Raw genomic sequence first — 19,624 nt, 5'->3', positions numbered from 1 at the left:
GCATTCCGCCTGGCGCCACCATCACTCAGAGGAGCAGCCAAGATGGCTACCAAGGATGAGGTCCTGGAAGGTCTCGCGGAGATCGTCAACGAGATCGCCGGGATCCCGACCGAGGATGTCGCACTCGACAAGTCCTTCACCGATGACCTGGACGTCGACTCGCTGTCCATGGTCGAGGTGGTCGTGGCCGCCGAGGAGCGCTTCGACGTCAAGATCCCGGACGACGAGGTCAAGAACCTGAAGACGGTCGGCGACGCGGTGGAGTACATCCTCACCCACTGACCCGTTCCGGGTGGGGGCGGCCGATCCGCCGCCCCCGCCCGGGCCCCCTCCGGCCGGCCCCACCCGCCCCCGCACACGTGAGAGAAGAAGAACCAGTGACCGCTGAAAACCGCACCGTGGTAGTCACGGGTATCGGCGCCTTCACGCCGCTGGGCGGCGACGCCGCCACCACCTGGGAGGGACTGCTCGCCGGCCGTTCCGGGGTTGCCGCCCTGACCGAGGAGTGGGCCGCCGACCTGCCGGTCCGGATCGCCGCGCGCACCGCGGTGGACCCCGGCGAGGTGCTGCCCCGGCCGCTGGCCCGCAAGCTGGACCGCTCGGCCCAGTTCGCGCTGATCGCCGCCCGTGAGGCCTGGGCCGACGCCGGCTACCAGGTCGCGGCCACCGACGAGGCCTCCACCCTGAACCCCGAGCGCCTGGGCACCGTGATCGCCTCCGGCATCGGCGGCGTGACCACCCTGCTCGACCAGTACGACGTGCTGAAGGAGAAGGGCGTTCGCAAGGTGTCCCCGCACACCGTGCCGATGCTCATGCCCAACAGCCCCTCCGCCAACGTGGGCATCGAGGTCGGCGCCCAGGCCGGCGTGCACACCCCGGTCTCGGCCTGCGCCTCGGGCGCCGAGGCGATCGGCTACGCGATCGAGATGATCCGCAGCGGTCGCGCCGACGTCGTGGTGGCCGGCGGCACCGAGGCGGCGATCCACCCGCTGCCGATCGTCGCCTTCGCCAACATGATGGCGATGTCCAAGAACAACGACGAGCCGCAGCGCGCCTCGCGCCCCTTCGACAAGGGCCGCGACGGCTTCGTGCTGGGCGAGGGCGCCGGCGTGGTGGTGCTGGAGTCGGCCGAGCACGCCGCCGCCCGTGGCGCCAAGGTCTACTGCGAGGCGGTCGGCCAGGGCCTGTCCTCGGACGCCCACCACATCGCGCAGCCGGAGCCGACCGGTTCGGGCATCGCCCGGGCGCTGGCCCACCTGTTCGCCTCCACCGACCTGGACAAGGCCGAGGTGGTGCACGTCAACGCGCACGCCACCTCGACCCCGCAGGGCGACGTCGCCGAGATCAAGGCGCTGCGCAAGGAGCTCGGCGAGCACCTGGACCACGTGGCCGTCTCCTCCACCAAGTCGATGACCGGCCACCTGCTGGGCGGCGCCGGCGGCATCGAGACGGTGGCCACCGTGCTGGCACTCGCCACGCGCCAGGCCCCGCCGACCATCAACGTGGACGACCTGGACGACGACGTGGACGCGGACATCGTCCGCTTCGAGCCGCGCGAGCTGCCCGCCGAGGGCCGGATCGCCGCGCTCAACAACTCCTTCGGCTTCGGTGGTCACAACGTGGTGCTGGCCTTCCGCACCGTCTGACCGACCGCCTGACGAAGACAGGGACCGGTCCGCCCGGCAACCGCACCGCCTGACGGACCAGCACGCGAAAGGGGCCCCCTCGTGGGGCCCCTTTCGTATCGGGTCCTCGCCCCGCGCCCTCAGACCACCTGGTGCAGCCAGCGCACCGGTGCCCCCTCGCCGGCGTACCGGAACGGCTCCAGTTCGTCGTCCCAGGGCTTGCCGAGCAGCCGGGAGAGCTCCGCCTCCAGGTCGCTGCCCTCGCTGCGGGCCCGCAGGAGCACCGCGCGCAGCCGGTCCTCGGGGATCAGGATGTCGCCGTGGATGCCGGTGACGGCGTGGAAGATGCCGAGCGTGGGGGTGCTGCTGTAGCGCTCGCCCTCGGCGCCGGTACAGGGCTCGCTGGTCACCTCGTAGCGCATCAGCTGCCAGCCGCGCAGCGCGGAGGCGAGCTTGGAGGCGGTGCCCACCTCCCCCTGCCAGGACAGCTCGGAGCGCCACTGGCCGGGGGCGACCGGCTGGCGGATCCAGTCAAGGCTGACCCGCACGTTGAGCACGCCCGCCACCGCCCATTCGACGTGCGGGCACAGCGCGCGGGGCGCGGAGTGGATGTACAGGACTCCACGTGTCGTCACCGGGACCTCCAGGCTGTGGACGAGGGTCGCCTTCCCCAGCTGCCTCGTGCCGGTGGCCGGTTGGTCCTGGGCGCCACACTTGGCCGACTCCTGTCCGATTCTGATCCTGTTGTGACTCAGATCAACCGACATTAAGTCACTAACTTGAGCAAAACGGACAAGCTTCCACCATGGTAGTCAGTTCCGAGGAGAGGTCTACCCCTGATCGGGATCTCTCCCCCGAACGGCCCCATCGGGTGGCGCTTCGGCGGTGTCCTCACGCTATCGCGCCGCACCCGGGGTCGTCTGACGCTCCGTCGGAACCGGCTGGAACACGCCTTCCGGGGTCGCGCGCGACAACGCCGCGCGCCCCGAGCGGCCTTGACGGCCGATCGGGGCGCGGGCAGATCCTGACGTCGGATCAGGGGGCGAGGCTGACGACCATCTTGCCGGTGTTCTCGCCGTGCATCAGGCCGAGGAAGGCGTCCATCATGTGCTCGACGCCGTCCACCACCGTCTCGTCGTAGTGCAGGCTGCCGTCCTTCAGCCAGCCGGCCACCTCGGCCACGAACTGCGGCTGCAGCGCGGTGTGGTCGCGCACCAGCAGGCCCTGCAGCCGCAGCCGCTTGCCGATCGCCAGCGCCAGGTTGCGCGGACCGGTCGGCGGGGCGGTCTCGTTGTACTGGGCGATCGCCCCGCAGAGCACCGCGCGGCCGTGCACGTTGAGGGCGCCGATCGCGGCCTCCAGGTGGTCACCTCCGACGTTGTCGAAGTAGACGTCGATGCCCTCGGGCGCGGCCTTGGCGAGCTGCTCGGCCACCGGGCCCTGCTTGTAGTCGAAGGCGGCGTCGAAGCCGTAGTCGTCCACCAGCTTGGCCACCTTGGCCGCCGAACCGGCCGAGCCGACCACGCGGGAGGCGCCCTTGACCCGGGCGATCTGACCGACCAGCGAACCGACCGCGCCGGCCGCGCCGGAGACGAAGACCGCATCGCCCGGCTTGATGCCGGCCACCTCGACCAGACCCGCGTAGGCGGTCAGGCCGGGCATGCCGAGCACGCCGAGGTAGTAGGAGAGCGGCGCGTGCGCCGGGTCCACCTTGACCGCGTGCGCCGCCTGCACGGTGGCGTACTCGCGCCAGCCCAGGCCGTGCAGCACCGCGTCGCCGACGGCGAAGCCCTCGGCGGCCGAGGCCACCACGTAGCCGACCGCGCCGCCGTCCATCGGCTGGTCCAGCTCGAACGGCGGGACGTAGGACTTGACGTCGTTCATCCGGCCGCGCATGTACGGGTCGACCGAGAGGTAGGCGTTGCGCACCAGGATCTCGCCCGGCTGCGGCTCGCGGACCGGCGCCTCGACCAGGGCGGCGTCGGAGGGCACCGGCCAGCCGTTGGGCCGGGCCTTGAGGTGCCACTCGCGGGCGGTTGCGGGCACGGACTGCTCAGCCATCGGTTCGCTCCTTGCTGTCGTTCCACCTGAAAGGTTGATGCAATGAAGTAACCATGACCATGAAAGGTTCACTGTGTCAAATATTCAGGTAGACTGACCAGCATGTCGAACGAGGAGCTGACCCGCGAGGACGCCCTGACCCGCGAGGTGGTCGACCTGATGGCCGGCCTGGTCGCGATCTTCCACCGCGAGTACGAGGAAGCCGCCGCCGCCCGCTCGCTGACCGGTGCCCAGGCCAAGGTGCTCGCGCTGCTGCGGCACGGCCCCAGGCCCATGCGCCACATCGCCCAGACGCTCAGCTGCGAGCCCTCGAACATCACCGGCATCGTGGACCGGCTGGAGGCGCGCGGCTTCGTGACCCGGGAGAGCGATCCGCAGGACCGCCGGGTCAAGCTGGTCGCCGCCACCGACCAGGGCCGGGCGGCCTCCGCGGAGCTCCGCGAGTCCCTGAACTTCGCCCGCGAGCCGCTGGCCACCCTCGGCCCCGAGGAGCGCCGGACGCTGCGCGACCTGCTGCACCGGATGCTGGTCGGCGCGAGCGGCTGACCCCGCCGCTCCGGCGGATCCGGCTCAGAACGCCTCGCGCCCCAGCCACCGCCACCAGAGCCAGCGCCCCGCCCCGAGCAGCAGCGCGTACCCGGTCACCACCAGCGCCAGCGGTCCGTAGGCGGCCAGCGGCAGCTCCTCGAAGCCGAGCCGCTCGCCCAGCGCGCTCGGCGGCAGCAGCAGTCCGACGACCGCGAGCAGCCCCGCCGCACACCAGACCGGGCGCGGCGGGCGCAGCCGGGTGCGGCTCAGCCGGTAGAGCACCGGCAGCGCTATCGCCTGGGTGACCAGGTTCTCGGTGAACCAGGCGGTGTGGAACACCGACTCCGAACTCGCGGCCGTGAAGCCGTGGGTGACCGCCCGCATCGCCTGGAACATGGCGATGTCGGAGAGCGAGTTGAGCAGCCCGAAGACGGCTGCGAAGCCGGCCAGGACGCCCCAGCGCAGCTTGACCGGCCGCTCGCCCGGCCCGGCGGCCCGGCCGCTGACCGCGAAGGAGAGCTGGGCCGCGTCGAAGCAGAGGTTCTGCAGCAGCACCTGGGCCGGCTGCATCGGCAGGAACGGCAGCAGCACCCCGCCGGCCAACATCGAGACCGCGTTGCCCAGGTTGCAGGAGAGCGCGATCCGCAGGTAGGCGGCCACCCGGGCGGTGGCCTCCCGGCCCACCGCCAGCGCCCGGCCGAGCGGCACCAGGTCACGCCCGCCGAGCACCAGGTCGGCCCACTCGCGGGCGGCGCCGACCGCTCCGGCGGTGCCGATCCCGAGGTCCGCGGCGCGCAGCGCGGGGACGTCGTTCACCCCGTCGCCCAGGAAGCCGACCGAGCGGTGCGCCCGCCGCAGCGCCCGCACCACCCTGGCCTTCTGCTCGGGTGTGCAGCGGGCGAAGACCGCCTGCTCGGCTGCCGCCGCGGCGATCGCCGCCTCGCTGAGGCCGGCCAGCTCGGCACCGAGCAGCACCCGCCCCGGGGCCAGGCCGAGCCGCTCGGCCAGCCGCAGCGCGGTACTCGGGTGGTCGCCGGTCAGCACCGTGAGGGTGACACCGGAGCGGCTCAGCAGCGCGAGCGCCTCCTCGGCCGAGTCCACCGGCTCGTCGGAGAGCTCGACGAAGCCGAGCAGGGTCAGCTCCTGCTCGTCCGCGAGCCGGTGCGCCCCCAGCCGCGGCTCGTGCTCGGCGCGGGCCACCGCGATCAGCCGCAGACCCCGCCCGGCCCGCTCCTCGATCAGCCGTGCCAGCCCGGCGCGGGCCGAGGGGTCCAGCGGGCGCGGCGGCCGGCCCGGCTGCGCCCCGGCCAGCGTGGTGCAGCGCTCCAGCACGGCCTCCGGCGCCCCCTTGATCACCAGCAGCCGGCGGCCCGCCTCGCGCAGCACCGCACCGGAGCGCCGCCGCTCCGGGTCGAAGGGGATCACCTCCAGCACGCTCGGGGCCGGCCCGGCCAGCAGACCGGCGGCCTCGGCGGCGTCCAGCAGCGCCTCGTCCAGCGGGTCCAGCAGGCCCGGCTCGTCGTGCAGCAGCGCGGCCTCGCCCAGCAGCGCGGCCCAGCGCAGCGGCTGCGGGTCCGGGCGGCCGGCCGGGTCCAGCGCGCCCGCCACGACGAGCTCACCGGTGGTCAGGGTGCCCGTCTTGTCCAGGCAGAGCATGTCGAGGGCGCCCAGCTCGCTGATCGCCGGCAGCCGGCGCACCAGCAGCCCCTCGGCGGCCAGCTGCCTGCTGCCGCGGGCCAGCACCGAACTGACCACCAGCGGCAGCAGCTCCGGGGTGAGCCCGACCGCCGCGGCCACCGCGAACGGCAGCAGCGCGCCGCTCCAGCCGTGCAGCAGGGTGTCGGTGCCGATGGTGACGGGGACGGCGGCGATCATGAAGAGGATCAGCGCCAGCACCGCGCGCCGCACCCCGCGCTCGACCACCGAGGGGCCCTGGTCGACCGGGGTGCCCGGGGCCCCCGGCTGGTGCGCGGCACCGAAGCGGGTGGCGGCGCCGGTGGCCAGCACCACTCCGGTGCCGCTGCCGGTGACCACCGTGCTGCCCGCGAAGCAGAGCTGCGGTTCGTCGAAGGGGCCGCCCGGCGGCTCGGCGGGCGGCAGGTCGAGCGCGTGGCGCGGCACCGCGGCGGCCTCGCCGGTGAGCGCCGACTGGTCCACCGTCAGGCCCTGGGCGCGCAGCAGCCGCAGGTCGGCCGGGACGGCGTCACCGCCGGCCAGCTTGACCACGTCACCGGGCACCAGCTGCTCGGCCGGCACCTCCCGGGCGGTCGGCAGTTCGCTGTGCCCGGCCCGGCGCAGCACGGTCGCGGTGCCCGGTGCCAGGGCGCGCAGCGCCCGCAGGGCCGCCGCGGTGCGGCGCTCGCCGTGCAGCCGCAGCAGGCCGGCGGTCAGCACCAGCAGGGTCAGTATCAGCACGCTGCCCCAGGAGCCGATCAGCGCGCAGACGCCGGCCAGCGCGGCCAGCAGGGCGGCGAACGGGTCACCGAGGGCGGCCCGCAGCCGGCCGGGCCAGGTGGGCTCGAGCAGCGGCAGGACCAGGTTGTCGCCGTGCTCGGCGAGGCGGGACTCCGCCTCGCCCTCGGTCAGGCCGCGCGGGGTGGCGGCCACCGCGCGCAGAGCGGCCAACCGGCTGAGCCGGGCGGGGTCGCCGGGCAGCGGCCCGTGCGGCCCTCCGGGCAGCGGGCGCCGGCCCGGCGCGCGACCGCCGGGCAGCGGGAGCAGGCGCGCCCCCTGGTCAGGCACCGCTGCTCCGGAACCGGTACACCTCGCCGCCGCCGGTTCGCGGCGGCTGGTGGGGCAGGGCGCCGGGGCCCGCGAGCTTCTCGATCATCAACCGCACCAGCGTGGCCACCTGGGGGTCGTCCACGCCGTAGACCTGGCGGCGGCCCTCGCGGCGGTTGGAGACCATGCCGGCCAGCTTGAGCTTGGCCAGGTGCTGGCTGACCGCCTGCAGGGTGCCGCCGACCCGCTCGGCCAGCGTGCCCACGTCGGCCTCGCCCTGGCTGAGCACCCAGACGATGTGCAGCCGCATGGTGGAGGCGAGCAGGCCGAAGGAGGCCGCCGCCGCTTGGAGCAGCTCGGCGGACGGGTCGTCCGATCCGCTGACGCCCGCCATCCGTACCGCCCTCTTTCTGGTCGCCCCTGGTCCCCGCGTGGCCCGTGCATGCGCCCGGGCCGGCCACCCGGGCCGACCACCCATGGTCGCGAAGGCGCTCAGTCTAACCGCGCCGCCCCCCGGCGCGAAGGGTCCCGCACACCACCCCCGAGCGGACCGGTGGCTCGGCGGTCCCTCGGTTCGTGCGAGAATTCGGCGGTCCAGAGTGCCGTGCCGGTGGGGAGTTCGTGTGATAGGCAGCCAGCGGACCGAGGGCCAACGCGGAGCTGATCGCCGCCGCAACATCGAGCTGGTGATGCTGCTCTTCGCCCTCGCGGTCTGCTTCTTCGCCTACATCTACGCCGACGAGGCGTTGAACGACAAGCTGCCGCCGGGCCTGCTGGTCTACGGGGTGTCGTTCACCGTGCTCACCCTGGGCGTCCACCTGGTGGTGCGGCGCTTCGCGCGCTACGCCGATCCGCTGATCCTGCCGTGCGCGACGCTGCTCAGCGGCTTCGGCCTGGTGCTGCTCAACCGGCTGGACCAGTCGTACGCGATCGCGCACGCCGTCAAGGGCGACTACCAGAAGCTGCCCTCCGCACCGTCCCAGGTGATGTGGCTGTTCATCGCGGTGCCGGTGTCCATGGGGCTGGTCGTGTTCATCAAGCACCACCGCTTCTTCCAGCGCTACGTCTACATCCTGATGATCGGCGCGCTGATCCTGCTGGCCGCGCCCGCGTTCTTCCCCGGCGACGACTTCGGCGCCAAGCGGTGGATCCACCTGCCCGGCATCCAGGTGGAGCCGGACGAGTTCGTCAAGCTCGCCATCTGCGTCTTCTTCGCCGGTTATCTGACGATCAGCCGGGACGCGCTGGCGCTGGTGGGCCGCAAGGTCTGGGGCCTGAGCCTGCCGCGCGGGCGGAACGCCGGGCCGGTGCTGGCGATCTGGCTGATCAGCCTGCTGGTCCTGATCTTCGAGCGCGACCTGGGCACCTCGCTGATCTTCTTCGGCGTCTTCATCGTGATGCTCTACGTGGCCACCGAGCGGACCAGCTGGGTGGTCATCGGCCTGGTCATGGCGGTCGGCGGGGCGGCCGTGGTCGGCACCCTGGAGCCGCACGTGCACGGCCGGGTCACCGCCTGGCTGGACCCGCTGGAGTACTACAAGACCAACCCGCCGGGCACCGGGGCGGTCCCCTCCAACCAGCCCGCCGAGGCGCTGTTCAGCTTCGGCAGCGGCCACATCCTGGGCACCGGGCTCGGCTCGGGCTACCCGTGGCTGATCGGCTTCGCCGGGCGCAGCGACTTCATCTTCACCACGGTCGCCGAGGAGCTGGGCCTGGCCGGGGTGACCGCGATCCTGCTCATCTACGCGCTCTTCTTCCAGCGCGGCCTCAAGACCGCGCTGATGCTGTCGGACCCGTTCGGCAAGCTGCTGGCCGCGGGCCTGGCGAGCGCGGTGGCGCTGCAGGTCTTCGTGGTGGTCGGCGGCGTCTCCGGGCTGATCCCGCTGACCGGCAAGGCGCTGCCGTTCCTGGCCGCGGGTGGCTCCTCGACACTGGCGAACTGGCTGCTCACCGCGCTGCTGATCAAACTGAGCGACGCCGCCGGGCGCACCGAGCTGGAGCCCGAGCCGGAGCCGACCGGCAGCATCGCACCGCCGAAGCCGGCCGTGACCGGCGAGGGCGGCGTGCCCGGCCAGCAGGGCGGCACGCTGCACGGCTCGGCGGTCCCCTACGGGTCGCCGACCCTGCACGGGACGGCGACGGGCGGCGGCACCGCGGGCAACGGCGACGGCGGCACCCCGGGGACCGAGACGCCGGACGGCGGGTCACCCGCCCCCGGCACGCCGGCACCGGCCGCGCCCACGGGCGTCGGGATCCCGCAGCCGGCCGCGCCGCTCGGCGGGCCGGGCGACCAGCAGCCGGGCTACCCCGGCGCGCAGCCGGACCAGGCCGGCCACCCTGGCACCCTGCCCGGCCACCAGACGGCGGGCTACCCCGGCGCCCAGGGCGGTCAGGCGCTGATGCCGGGCTACCCAGGTGCCCAGCCGACCCAGCCGGCGGCGCCCGCATACCCGGGCGGGGGCTGGCCCACGGGACAGCAGAACCCCGGCTACCCCCCGCCGGCCAACACCCCCACCGGCTACCCGGCGTACCCCAACTCCGGCTTCCCGACCGGCAGCCACCCCGAGTACCTGACCGGCTCGGCGATGGAGTTCCCGCCGCGCTCCGAGCCGGGCGCACCGATGCCGGGCTTCTGAGGCCTGCTCACCTGACGCGGCGGCCGGGGATCCACCACCCGGCCGCCGCTGTCGCCCACCCGTCTGGCGGTGTTGCCAACGTGTCTTCCATGGCCAATACTTGCTAAATTGCGCAACTGTGCAACCGGCCATCCGGCCGAGCCGTCCTATCGAGCACCCGAACCGGCTCGCCGGCGACCGCGCGGAGACCGCCCCATGACCGATCCCGAGGGCCACCTCGGACCACAGCGCTCCCGTCCCACGGCCGAAGACCCCACCTTACGGCCCGACTCCGGACCTGCCCAGCCGCGACGCCGCCGGCTGATCAGGATCGCCGCCGCGACCGCCGCCGGCCTGGTGCTGCTCACCGCGGGCGCCGGCTTCTGGCTCTACCAGCACCTGACCGGCAACCTCAGCACCTTCGACAGTGCGGGCGTCGCCGCCAGCCGCCCCCCGGCCGGCCCCAGCGACGCCTCCGGCGCGACCCCCGTCAACGTGCTGCTGCTCGGCTCGGACAGCCGGGCCAACGGGAACCAGGAGCTGGCGGGCGGCGAGTCGGGCACCGGCAACTCGGACACCGCGATCCTGCTGCACGTCTACGCCGACCACCGGCACGCCGTCGGGGTCTCGATCCCGCGCGACTCCCTGGTGGACATCCCGCCCTGCCTGCTGCCGGGCGGCCGGTGGACCGCTCCGCAGCACAACCAGATGTTCAACTCCGCCTTCTCGGTCGGGGGCGCGCCGAACGGCAACCCGGCCTGCTCGCAGAACACCGTGGAGACGCTGACCGGTCTGCGGATCGACCACACCGTGGTCGTCGACTTCAAGGGCTTCGCCGCGATGACCTCGGCGGTCGGTGGTGTGCCGGTCTGCGTGCCCAACGACGTGGACGGCTTCGGCATCCGGCTCAGGAAGGGCCGTCAGAACGTCTCCGGCCAGCAGGCGTTGGCCTTCGTGCGGGCCCGGCACGGGATCGGCGACGGCTCGGACATCGGCCGGATGCGGCGTCAGCAGGCCTTCCTGTCCGCACTGATCCAGAAGATCCAGGCCCAGGGCTTCGACCTCACCACGCTGCTCCCGCTGGCCGACGCGGCCACCAGGTCGCTCACCGTCGACCAGGGACTCGGCAGCCCGCTGAAGCTCGCCTCCTTCGTCCAGTCGCTGCACGGCGTCAAGTTGGCCGACATCACCTTCGTCACGGCGCCCTGGCGGTACGCCGGCGACCGGGTCGCACTGCTCCACCCCGACGCCGATACTCTGTGGACGCTGCTGCGCCAGGACCGCACACTGGACGGCCGGAGCACCGGCCGGGCGACCGCCTCCGCCCCGGCCGGCGCGAGCGCCACCCAGCCCGCCGATCTCACGGTGCCGATCGCCGTGCAGAACGGCACGCACACCCCCGGAGTGACCCTCAAGGCGATCCGCGACCTGCGGGCCCAGGGCTACCAGCAGGTCACCGAGGAGGACGACGGCATCGACCGCGCCGTCACCAGCATCGGCTACGGCCCGGGCCACCAGGCCGACGCCGAGCGGCTCGCCCGGCTGTTCCCGGGCGCGGACGTCCGGGCCGACTCCGAGAGCACCACGGTGACGATCACCCTCGGCACCGACTACGCCACGGCGCTCGCCGCCGCGGGCCCCAGCAGCACGCCGAACGCCTCACCGGGCACGGTGCCCGGCGGGATCGCCCAGAACACCCGTCCCGCCGACGCCGACGCCTGCAGCGGACTCAGCTATGGCTGACCCGCCCGCGCACCACCCTTCGAGCCGTTCGACCCCGTTGACCTGTCCGAGCTGCGAAAGGAACGACGCTGACCATGTCCTGGGGGGACCACGCGTCCACCGACTCCGCCACCCTGCGCCTGGCCGCGGCCGTCGCCGAGATCGAGGGCCTGCACGCCGCCCTGGCGCACACCGGCGAGCCGGAGCGCCGCCGTCGGCTGCTGGCCGAGCTGGCCCGCTCCGCCACCCGGCTCGCCGACCTGGCCGCCACCCCGCCGGGCCGGATTCCCGCCCAGGCGCGCCTCAACTCCCGGCGCCAGCGCCGCCGGGCCGCTGTGCTGCGCGGCGCCCGCTGGCTGACCGACCGGCTCAGCTAGTGCCCGGCCGGACACCGCCCGGGCCTGACGCCCGCTCAGGGATGTGATCCTCCCGACGCCGACGGCGTCGGCGGGATGCGGCAGCATGGTCGCCATGAGCCGTATCCGCCATCCCAGGACCAGTGAGATACCCCGTCGACTCGGCCGGCTCAGCGCGGTCGAGCGGCGGGTCTGGCAGGCCTTCCCGCACGGCGACCTGGTCGACCTGCGCTCCGGGGACGAGGAGTTGGACCGTCCGGCGCAGGCGCACCGGTGGGGTGCAGAGCGAGTGGTGCGAGGGGAGGTGATCGCCGCGCTGCTGCTCGGCGCCCGGCCGGCGGTGGCCGGAGCGGTCTCGGCGCTGCGGCTCGCCGGGGCCCTGATCACCGGTCGACTCGACGGGGCACACGGGCAGTTCAGCTCCCAGCTGCTGCTGCAGGGCTGCCGGTTCGAGGGGCCGATCACGCTGGACGAGGCGACCACCGGGCCGATCGATCTGAGCAACTCCCACCTGACCACCCTCAGTGCGTACGGCGCCCAGGTGCACGGCACCCTCGACCTGCGCGACGCGGTGGTCGAGGGCGGCGAGCACTTGGCGGTGCACGCCGACGGCATCATGGTCGAGGGCAGCCTGCTGGCCAACCGGATCACCGTCACCGGTTCGTTCAGCCTGATCAACGCCGTGGTCAACGGCCAGGTGACGGTGAACGACGCGAAGCTGCGCAACACCGCACCCGACGGCAAGTCCCTGAACGCCGGTGGCGCCCGGATCGGCCGAAGCCTGCTGGCCCAGCGTTTGGAGGCGCTCGGCGAGGTGCGGCTGCCGGGGGCGCACATCGGCAGCGCCCTGCTGTTCGACGGTGCCACGCTGACCGGCCCGCAGGGCGCGTTCAACGGCACCTCGATGACCGTCGCCAGTGAGGCCTCCTTCCGCCCCGACCGCAGCACCGCCACAGCGCCGGTCTTCACCGCCCACGGCTCGATGAGCCTGATCGGCGCGCGGATCGGCGGCAGCCTGATGATGAACGGGGCGATCCTGCACCGCCCCCCGCTGACGACCGGCGAGCGGCCGGTGCTGAACGCCGGCCGGATGGTGGTGGCCGGCACCGTGTACCTGAGCAACGGCTTCAGCACCGACGGGGAGATCCGGCTGAACGGGGCCCGCTTCGGCCACCTCGACCTGGGCGGAATGACCAGCCCCGACGCCCTGTTGACCCTCTACGGTGCGACCGCCGAGTCCGGCATCCGCGACGACCTGGCCTCCTGGCCGAACCGGCTGAACCTGGACGGCTTCAGCTACGGCTCCTTCGCCCGCTACCTGGAGGCCCGCGAGCGGCTGCAGCTGCTGCGCCGCCAGGTACGCACCGACCGGACCAGGACCGGCGGCTACCGCGCCCAGCCCTACGAGCAACTGGCCGCCTACTACCGCGCGCTCGGCAACGACGGCGAGGCCCGGACCGTGCTGCTCGCGAAGATGCGCTCGCTCAGCGCCCAACTGCCCTGGTACCGGCGGATACCCGGCCGGCTGCTGGACGCCCTGGTCGGCTACGGCTACCGGCCGATGCGCGCCTTCGGCTGGGCGATCGGCCTGCTGGTCGTGGCCAGCTGCTACTTCAGCACCGTGCGGCCGCAACACATCAGCACCGAGGACGAGTCGGCCTTCAACCCGGTGCTCTACGCCGCCGACCACCTGATCCCGATCATCCACTTCGGCCAGTCCGACGCGTGGCAGTACCACGGGGTCCCGGCGGTGGTCACGGTGGTGCTGACCGTCCTCGGCTGGAGCCTGGGCCTGGCCATCGCCGCCGCGGCCACCCGCACCTTCACCCGGAGCTGACCGGCGCCAACGGTTCGGCCAAGGAGGTGAATTCCGGCGTGGCACCGGGCCCGAAGGCAACCCGGTGCCCTATGCTCTGGCCTGGCGAGCGAGGGTTTCCGCAGGTCAGCCACCGGGATTCGATGGATGGACCCCGAGGATCCTGGAGTAGGGCGGGTGGGACTCGAACCCACGACCCAGGGATTATGAGTCCCCTGCTCTAACCGGCTGAGCTACCGCCCCGACTCACCGCGTCGGTACTGGCCACCACAGTGGCTGTCCATCGCAGCACAGACGGCCCTGCTGGGCCGCCTCGGGCAGCATATCCGGTCGATCAGCCGTGGTGCGCGCCGGGGGCGCACCACGAATGCGCTCCCGGGCCCGGTCCCGCTGGTCACGGGTCGCCCGGAGCCCGGCCGGCGCCGGGGTGGCAGGGCACTGCCGCCCGAGTGAAGCTGGTGCCTCAGGAGCCCGTGGAGGGAGTCTTATGACGGCGCGTAGCGTGCCGCTCGGCCTGGCGGCCGTCATGGTGATCTCGGTCACGGCGACGGGCTGTGGTTCGTCCGCCGGGAGACCGGGCCAGGCGCTCTCCCTCAGCCCCTCGGCCGGTGCGAGCGCCTCGCCGGGCGCGCACCACCACGGCTGGAACAAGCAGCGGTTCCTGGCCGCCTTCGACAAGCACAAGGGCACCACCCGGACCGCCTCCCCCACCCCGGTCAACGCGCTGGTCGGCGCGGTCTTCACCAATGACGCCTCGGGCGACCACTTCTGCACCGCCAGCGTGGTGGACAGCGCGGGGCAGAACCTGATCGTCACCGCCGCGCACTGCGTCTACGACCCCGGCGTGGGCCAGCGGGCCGACCTGGTCTTCGTCCCCGGCTACCGCGGCGGGGACGCACCGAACGGCGTCTGGCCGCTGACGGCGATCACGGTGGACCCGAGCTGGGCGCAGCAGGGCAACCCCGACCTGGACGTGGCCTTCGCCGTCGTCCAGCCGCAGGGCGGCAAGCAGGTGCAGCAGGTGCTGGGGGCCAACAAGCTCGGCGTCGACAAGGGCTACCAGCTGCCGGTGCGGATGACCGGCTACCCGAGCACCGCCGACGTGCCGATCACCTGCATGAACACCACCGCCGAGCAGAGCGCCACCCAGCTGAGGATCGCCTGCCCCGACTACACCGGCGGCACCAGCGGCAGCCCGTGGGTGACCGGCTTCGACCCGCGGACCAAGACCGGCACCGTGGTCGGGGTGATCGGCGGCTACCAGCAGGGCGGGAACACCCCGGACATCTCCTACACCAGCTACTTCGACGACGCCGTCCAGACGCTCTACGACCGCGCCACCGGCTGAGCCGGCGCCGGTCGCCCGCCCCGGACCGGACCGCACCTGGCGTGGGCCGGTGTCGGCCTGGTAGATCTTGAGGCTGACGTCCGGCGCGACCGCGCCCGGAGCGGACCGAAGGGTGCGGCGGATGACCGGGCGGGGGCAGGCGCGCCGCGCGCTGACGATCGGCGCCGCGCTGGCCGGCGTCCTGGTCGCCGCGGGCTGCCGGCCGCCCGGCGCCCACCCGCCGCCCGGGCTGAGCGCCAGCGCCGCCCCACCGGACGCGCTCGACCAGCGGGTCGGGGTGCTGCTGGCCGACCAGGGCACCAGCCGCTCCTGCACCGCCAGCGTGGTGACCAGCCCGGCCCGCGACCTGCTGATCACCGCCGCGCACTGCGTCACCAACGCCGACGGCACCCCGATGACCGGCCTGTCCTTCGCGCCCGGCTACCGCAACGGCGACACGGCGCTCGGCACCTGGACGGTGGACCGGGTGATCACCGACGAGCGCTGGCAGCAGGACGCCGACCCGGAGTACGACGTGGCGTTCCTCACGGTCGAGCCCGTTGACGGCAAGCAGATCGAGGACGTGGTGGGCGGCAACCGGCTGGGGGTGAACCGCGGCTTCGACCTGACGGTCACGGTCACCGGCTACCCGTACGACCACGAGGCGCCGATCACCTGCTCGACCAGGACCACCGCGCAGAGCGCCACCCAGGAGCGCTTCGACTGCGGCGGCTTCTCGGACGGCACCAGCGGCAGCCCCTGGCTCACCGACCTGGAACCGGGCGGGGGCGGCGGCACGGTGGTGGGCGTGATCGGCGGCTACCAGCAGGGCGGCGACAGCCCGGACGTCTCCTACAGCGTGAGCTTCGACGACCGGGTCTCGGCGCTCTACCAGCAGGCCACCGCCTGAGACCGGCTGACGGCGGGTCGGCCCCCTCGGGCCGCCGCCCCGGGGCGGCAGGAGCCGGCGGCGGGGGCGGGAACGACGAAACGCCCCCCGGCGGACCGGAGGGCGTCTGACTGCTCCCCCAATTGGACTCGAACCAATAACCTGCCGATTAACAGTCGGCTGCTCTGCCAATTGAGCTATGGGGGATCACTGCGCCAAGCGACCCGAACCGGATGACACCGGCTCAGTTGCTTGAGCTCCCGCAATTGGACTCGAACCAATAACCTGCCGATTAACAGTCGGCTGCTCTGCCAATTGAGCTATGCGGGATTGTGTTGTTCGCAGCGCACACTGTCGGGCGCTTGCTGCGGGACATACATTAGCGCATCCAGGGGGGTGCTCCGCCAATCGCTTTCGCGGAGCGGCCCCGCCCCGGGCCGGCTTCGCCCCCTCCGGCGTGCCCCGGCGCGCCGCGCGGGTCCGGGGCGGGGATGCTGGACGGGACGCGGGGCGGTTCGCCGGCCGGCGGGACGGGTAGGGCATCGCGGCAGGCGCCGCGTGGAGAGGGTGGAGGCCCAAGAGATGTGGAAGCTGACGTTCGTCGTGGGGGCCGCGACCGGCTACGTGCTGGGAGCCCGGGCCGGCCGGCAGCGCTATGAGCAGATCGCCGCCGCCGCCCAGAAGGTCGCTCAGCACCCGACGGTGCAGAGCGCGACCCAGCGGGCCAAGGAGTCGGCCGGCTCGGCGGCGGGCAAGGCGGTGGGCGCGGTCACCGGACGGGTCGGCGAGAAGCTGCCGAACGCGCTCACCGACCGGGTGTCCTGCTTCAACCGCAAGCGGGAGGCGGACGACAGCTGGGGCACCGTGCGCCCCTGAGCGGGTCCGCCCGTGGGGGCCGGCTCTCGCCGTGCGCTCACGGGCGGCCGCCGTGGGTGACGGCCGGGGCCCACCGGCCGTGGCGGGCGTACCGAGTGGGCAACACTTGCCCGGGACGGCGGAACGAGCGGCCCCGGCTGCGGCATGATCTCTCTCATGGCCATCGTCGCGGGCATCGACAGCTCGACCCTTCGCACCCGGATCGTCGCGTGTGACGCCGACACCGGGGCCGTGCTGCGCTCCGGCAAGGCCCCGCACCCGGCCTCCGAGGCCTCGCAGGCCCGCGCCACCGAGGCGGACCCGCAGTCCTGGCTGCACTCGCTGGGCGAGGCGGCCACCGGCGGCCTGCTGGAGGGTGTGCGGGCGATCGGCGTCTCCGCCCAGCAGCACAGCCTGATCGGCCTGGACGCGGGCGGCGTGCTGGTGCGCCCGGCGCTGCTGTGGACCGACCCGCGCTCCTCGGGCGCCGCGGCCGCGCTGGTGGACGCGCTCGGCGGCCCGGCCGCCTGGACGGAGGCGATCGGCGCGGTCCCGGCCGCCACCTACACCATCGCCAAGCTGCGCTGGCTGGCCGAGTTCGAGCCGGCCAACGCCCGGCGGATCGCCGAGGTGCTGCTGCCGCACGACTGGCTGGTGTGGCAGCTGCTCGGCCACCCGCAGCGGCGCACCACCGACCGCGGCGACGCCTCCGGCACCGGCTACTGGTCGCCGATCACCGGCGAGTACCGGCAGGACCTGATCAAGCTGGCGCTCGGGCACGAGCTGCTGCGGCTGCCCGAGGTGCTCGGCCCCAACGAGCCCGCCGGGCACACCCCCGAGGGCCTGCTGATCTCGGCCGGCACCGGCGACAACATGGCCGCCGCCCTCGGCCTCGGCCTGCGGCCGGGCGACGCGGTGGTCTCGCTCGGCGCCTTCGGGACCATCTTCGCGGTGCACGAGCAGCCGGTGGTGGACCCCAGCGGCACCGTCTCCTCGTTCGCCGACGCCACCGGTCACCACCTGCCGATGATCGGCACGCTCAACGCCGCCCAGGTGCTGCGCTCCACCGCCAACCTGCTCGGGCGCGACCTGGAGGGGCTGAGCGAGCTGGCACTGCGCTCCTCCCCCGGCGCCTACGGGATGGTGCTGCTGCCCTACCTGGAGGGCGAGCGCACGCCCCGACTGCCGCACGCCGCAGGCACTTTGACGGGCCTTCGGGCCGAGTCGATGACGCCCGAGCACCTGGCCAGGGCGGCCGTGGAGGGCATGCTCTGCAACATCGCCGACGCGCTGGACGCGCTGCGCGCCAGGGGCGTGACGGTCCGTCGGGTCTTCCTGCTCGGGGCGGTCGGGCGACTGCCGGCAGTGCGCGAGATCGCCCCGGCGATCTTCGGCGTACCGGTGCTGATCCCGCCGCCGGGCGACCACGCGGCGCGCGGCGCGGCCCGGCAGGCCGCCTGGGCACTGGCCGGCACACCCGAACCGCCGCAGTGGGAGCTGCCCGAGGCGCAGACCTTCGAACCAGATCCTGATCAGCCGTTCGGCACCGCCATTCGGCAGCAGTACGGCGTGGTGCGGGACCAAACCCACCCGGAGATCGCTGAGATGGCCTAGCGTGGAAAGCCCTGGTCTCCCACGAAGGGCTTCTGAGGCATGGCGCTGCACCCCGGCTCGAGCGCGGACCACCGACTGGCCGTCAACGCCCTCCTGGGCGAGGCCGATCCGGTCGGAGCGATGCGGATGGCTCCGCCCAAACACCGGCTGCACCACGCACCGCTGCCGCCGCACATCGCCTACCAGCTGATCCACGACGAGCTGATGCTGGACGGCAACGCCAAGCTCAACCTGGCGACCTTCGTCACCACGCAGATGGAGCCGGAAGCCGACCGGCTGATGGTCGAGTGCGCCGACAAGAACATGATCGACAAGGACGAGTACCCGCAGACCGCCGAACTGGAGCGGCGCTGCGTGGCGATCCTGGCCGACCTGTGGCACGCACCGGACCCGGAGCAGGTGGTCGGCTGCTCCACCACCGGCTCCAGCGAGGCCTGCATGCTCGCCGGCCTGGCGCTCAAGCGCCGCTGGATGCGCCGCAACCAGGACCGGTACGACGCCGGGGCCCGGCCGAACCTGGTGATGGGCGTCAACGTCCAGATCTGCTGGGAGAAGTTCTGCAACTTCTGGGAGGTGGAGTGCCGGCTCGCGCCGATGGAGGGCGAGCGGTACCACCTGGACGCCGAGTCGGCCCTGGCGCTCTGCGACGAGAACACCATCGGCGTGGTGGGCGTGCTGGGCTCCACCTTCGACGGCTCCTACGAGCCGGTCCAGGAGATCTGCGCGGCGCTCGACGAGTTGCAGGAGCGCACCGGTCTGGACATCCCGGTGCACGTGGACGGCGCCTCCGGCGGCATGGTGGCGCCGTTCCTCGACCCCGACCTGCTCTGGGACTTCCGACTGCCCCGGGTCGCCTCGATCAACACCTCGGGACACAAGTACGGGCTGGTCTACCCGGGCGTGGGCTGGGCGCTGTGGCGCGACCACGAGGCACTGCCCGAGGAGCTCGTCTTCAAGGTCAACTACCTGGGCGGCGAGATGCCCACCTTCGCGCTCAACTTCTCCCGGCCCGGTGCCGAAGTGGTCGCGCAGTACTACAACTTCCTGCGGCTGGGCCGCGAGGGCTATCGCGCGGTGCAGCAGTCCTGTCGCCGAGTGGCCCGCCATCTGGCCGCCGAGGTCGAGAAGCTGGGCTCCTTCCGACTGCTCACCCGGGGTGACGAGCTGCCGGTCTTCGCCTTCACGGTGGCCGACGAGGTGACGGCCTTCGACGTCTTCGACGTCTCCCGGCGACTGCGCGAACGCGGCTGGCAGGTGCCCGCGTACACCTTCCCGGACAACCGGACGGACCTGTCGGTGCTCCGGATGGTCTGCCGCAACGGGTTCACCATGGACCTGGCCGACATGCTGCTCGCCGACCTCGCCCGGCTGCTGCCCGAACTCTCGCGCCAGCCGGGCCCGGCACAGGAGCGGGGCATCGAGCCGGAGAGCGGCTTCCACCACTGACCGGACGGGAGGCAGGGGTGGCGGCGTAGTGTACCGAAGATTCGCCGAT

General features: G+C 73.2%; 16 protein-coding genes and 3 tRNA genes. 12 read left to right on the top strand and 7 right to left on the bottom strand.

Going from position 1 to position 19,624, the window contains the following annotated elements:
- Positions 1-42 precede the first annotated feature (42 nt).
- Entirely contained in the window at positions 43-282 is a 240-nt protein-coding gene (locus OG500_RS26495) for an acyl carrier protein (protein WP_327069366.1), read from the top strand.
- 95 nt (positions 283-377) lie between these two features.
- Positions 378-1,646, top strand: a complete 1,269-nt coding sequence (gene fabF, locus OG500_RS26490) for a beta-ketoacyl-ACP synthase II (protein WP_327069365.1) — start codon at positions 378-380, stop codon at positions 1,644-1,646.
- A gap of 119 nt (positions 1,647-1,765) precedes the next feature.
- On the opposite strand, the gene OG500_RS26485 is transcribed toward fabF, so the two are convergent.
- On the bottom strand, positions 1,766-2,260 hold the full coding sequence (locus tag OG500_RS26485) for a DUF3145 domain-containing protein (RefSeq protein ID WP_329583868.1): 495 nt from the start codon (positions 2,258-2,260) through the stop codon (positions 1,766-1,768).
- A gap of 400 nt (positions 2,261-2,660) precedes the next feature.
- On the bottom strand, positions 2,661-3,686 hold the full coding sequence (locus OG500_RS26480; protein ID WP_329583866.1) for an NADP-dependent oxidoreductase: 1,026 nt from the start codon (positions 3,684-3,686) through the stop codon (positions 2,661-2,663).
- A gap of 102 nt (positions 3,687-3,788) precedes the next feature.
- Here OG500_RS26480 and OG500_RS26475 point away from each other — a divergent pair, with 102 nt between their 5' ends.
- Positions 3,789-4,232, top strand: coding sequence for a MarR family winged helix-turn-helix transcriptional regulator (locus OG500_RS26475; RefSeq protein ID WP_327069362.1), 444 nt, complete (start codon positions 3,789-3,791; stop codon positions 4,230-4,232).
- Positions 4,233-4,256: 24 nt separating this feature from the next.
- On the opposite strand, the gene OG500_RS26470 is transcribed toward OG500_RS26475, so the two are convergent.
- Together OG500_RS26470 and OG500_RS26465 are read right to left on the bottom strand one after the other, a co-directional pair.
- Positions 4,257-6,956 carry an HAD-IC family P-type ATPase gene (locus OG500_RS26470; RefSeq protein ID WP_329583864.1) on the bottom strand — a complete coding sequence of 900 codons (2,700 nt, stop codon included), beginning with the start codon at positions 6,954-6,956 and terminating at the stop codon, positions 4,257-4,259.
- Positions 6,949-7,329 (bottom strand): ArsR/SmtB family transcription factor, encoded by a 381-nt coding sequence (locus OG500_RS26465; RefSeq protein ID WP_327069360.1) that lies wholly within the window; start codon positions 7,327-7,329, stop codon positions 6,949-6,951. Before OG500_RS26465 ends, OG500_RS26470 begins: the two co-directional genes overlap by 8 nt.
- A 229-nt stretch (positions 7,330-7,558) precedes the next feature.
- Between OG500_RS26465 and OG500_RS26460 the strand changes: the two genes are divergently transcribed.
- The 4 genes from OG500_RS26460 to OG500_RS26445 all read left to right on the top strand — a co-directional run bounded on the left by OG500_RS26460 (position 7,559) and on the right by OG500_RS26445 (position 13,465).
- Entirely contained in the window at positions 7,559-9,571 is a 2,013-nt protein-coding gene (locus tag OG500_RS26460; RefSeq protein WP_329583861.1) for an FtsW/RodA/SpoVE family cell cycle protein, read from the top strand.
- Between the two features lie 195 nt (positions 9,572-9,766).
- Positions 9,767-11,293 (top strand): LCP family protein, encoded by a 1,527-nt coding sequence (locus OG500_RS26455; RefSeq protein ID WP_327069358.1) that lies wholly within the window; start codon positions 9,767-9,769, stop codon positions 11,291-11,293.
- Between the two features lie 74 nt (positions 11,294-11,367).
- Entirely contained in the window at positions 11,368-11,649 is a 282-nt protein-coding gene (locus OG500_RS26450) for a hypothetical protein (protein WP_327069357.1), read from the top strand.
- A gap of 94 nt (positions 11,650-11,743) precedes the next feature.
- Complete coding sequence (locus OG500_RS26445) at positions 11,744-13,465, top strand: hypothetical protein (protein WP_327069356.1); 1,722 nt, start codon at positions 11,744-11,746, stop codon at positions 13,463-13,465.
- 148 nt (positions 13,466-13,613) lie between these two features.
- Here the strand turns inward: OG500_RS26445 and OG500_RS26440 are convergent.
- Positions 13,614-13,687, bottom strand: a tRNA-Ile gene (locus OG500_RS26440).
- 244 nt (positions 13,688-13,931) lie between these two features.
- Between OG500_RS26440 and OG500_RS26435 the strand changes: the two genes are divergently transcribed.
- Together OG500_RS26435 and OG500_RS26430 are read left to right on the top strand one after the other, a co-directional pair.
- Positions 13,932-14,792, top strand: coding sequence for a trypsin-like serine peptidase (locus tag OG500_RS26435; protein WP_327069355.1), 861 nt, complete (start codon positions 13,932-13,934; stop codon positions 14,790-14,792).
- 121 nt (positions 14,793-14,913) lie between these two features.
- Complete coding sequence (locus OG500_RS26430; RefSeq protein WP_329583857.1) at positions 14,914-15,681, top strand: trypsin-like serine peptidase; 768 nt, start codon at positions 14,914-14,916, stop codon at positions 15,679-15,681.
- A 113-nt stretch (positions 15,682-15,794) separates the two neighbouring features.
- Here the strand turns inward: OG500_RS26430 and OG500_RS26425 are convergent.
- Positions 15,795-15,867: transfer RNA gene (locus OG500_RS26425), tRNA-Asn, on the bottom strand.
- A 50-nt stretch (positions 15,868-15,917) separates the two neighbouring features.
- Positions 15,918-15,990, bottom strand: a tRNA-Asn gene (locus tag OG500_RS26420).
- Between the two features lie 252 nt (positions 15,991-16,242).
- On the opposite strand from OG500_RS26420, the gene OG500_RS26415 reads away from it, so the two are divergent.
- The 3 genes from OG500_RS26415 (at position 16,243) to OG500_RS26405 (ending at position 19,575) form a co-directional block, all read left to right on the top strand.
- Positions 16,243-16,536, top strand: coding sequence for a hypothetical protein (locus OG500_RS26415; protein WP_327069353.1), 294 nt, complete (start codon positions 16,243-16,245; stop codon positions 16,534-16,536).
- A gap of 156 nt (positions 16,537-16,692) precedes the next feature.
- The gene (locus OG500_RS26410; protein ID WP_327069352.1) at positions 16,693-18,129 is read left to right on the top strand and encodes an FGGY family carbohydrate kinase; all 1,437 of its coding nucleotides are present in this window, start codon (positions 16,693-16,695) and stop codon (positions 18,127-18,129) included.
- 39 nt (positions 18,130-18,168) lie between these two features.
- Entirely contained in the window at positions 18,169-19,575 is a 1,407-nt protein-coding gene (locus tag OG500_RS26405) for a glutamate decarboxylase (protein ID WP_327069351.1), read from the top strand.
- The last annotated feature ends 49 nt before the right edge of the window (positions 19,576-19,624 follow it).

The organism is Kitasatospora sp. NBC_01250 (genome assembly GCF_036226465.1).
Classification (GTDB): domain Bacteria; phylum Actinomycetota; class Actinomycetes; order Streptomycetales; family Streptomycetaceae; genus Kitasatospora.
Note: the sequence above shows the minus strand (reverse complement) of the source record. Positions and strands in the feature narration are given on the sequence as shown.

What these genes read in the sequence shown, in the direction of transcription:
- OG500_RS26445 (WP_327069356.1), top strand. Translation starts at nt 11,744, where the DNA reads ATGAGCCGTATCCGCCATCCCAGGACCAGTGAGATACCCCGTCGACTC.
- OG500_RS26450 (WP_327069357.1), top strand. Translation starts at nt 11,368, where the DNA reads ATGTCCTGGGGGGACCACGCGTCCACCGACTCCGCCACCCTGCGCCTG.
- OG500_RS26430 (WP_329583857.1), top strand. Translation starts at nt 14,914, where the DNA reads ATGACCGGGCGGGGGCAGGCGCGCCGCGCGCTGACGATCGGCGCCGCG.
- OG500_RS26410 (WP_327069352.1), top strand. Translation starts at nt 16,693, where the DNA reads ATGGCCATCGTCGCGGGCATCGACAGCTCGACCCTTCGCACCCGGATC.
- OG500_RS26405 (WP_327069351.1), top strand. Translation starts at nt 18,169, where the DNA reads ATGGCGCTGCACCCCGGCTCGAGCGCGGACCACCGACTGGCCGTCAAC.
- OG500_RS26455 (WP_327069358.1), top strand. Translation starts at nt 9,767, where the DNA reads ATGACCGATCCCGAGGGCCACCTCGGACCACAGCGCTCCCGTCCCACG.
- OG500_RS26415 (WP_327069353.1), top strand. Translation starts at nt 16,243, where the DNA reads ATGTGGAAGCTGACGTTCGTCGTGGGGGCCGCGACCGGCTACGTGCTG.
- OG500_RS26495 (WP_327069366.1), top strand. Translation starts at nt 43, where the DNA reads ATGGCTACCAAGGATGAGGTCCTGGAAGGTCTCGCGGAGATCGTCAAC.
- OG500_RS26465 (WP_327069360.1), bottom strand. Translation starts at nt 7,329, where the DNA reads ATGGCGGGCGTCAGCGGATCGGACGACCCGTCCGCCGAGCTGCTCCAA.
- OG500_RS26475 (WP_327069362.1), top strand. Translation starts at nt 3,789, where the DNA reads ATGTCGAACGAGGAGCTGACCCGCGAGGACGCCCTGACCCGCGAGGTG.
- OG500_RS26435 (WP_327069355.1), top strand. Translation starts at nt 13,932, where the DNA reads ATGACGGCGCGTAGCGTGCCGCTCGGCCTGGCGGCCGTCATGGTGATC.
- OG500_RS26480 (WP_329583866.1), bottom strand. Translation starts at nt 3,686, where the DNA reads ATGGCTGAGCAGTCCGTGCCCGCAACCGCCCGCGAGTGGCACCTCAAG.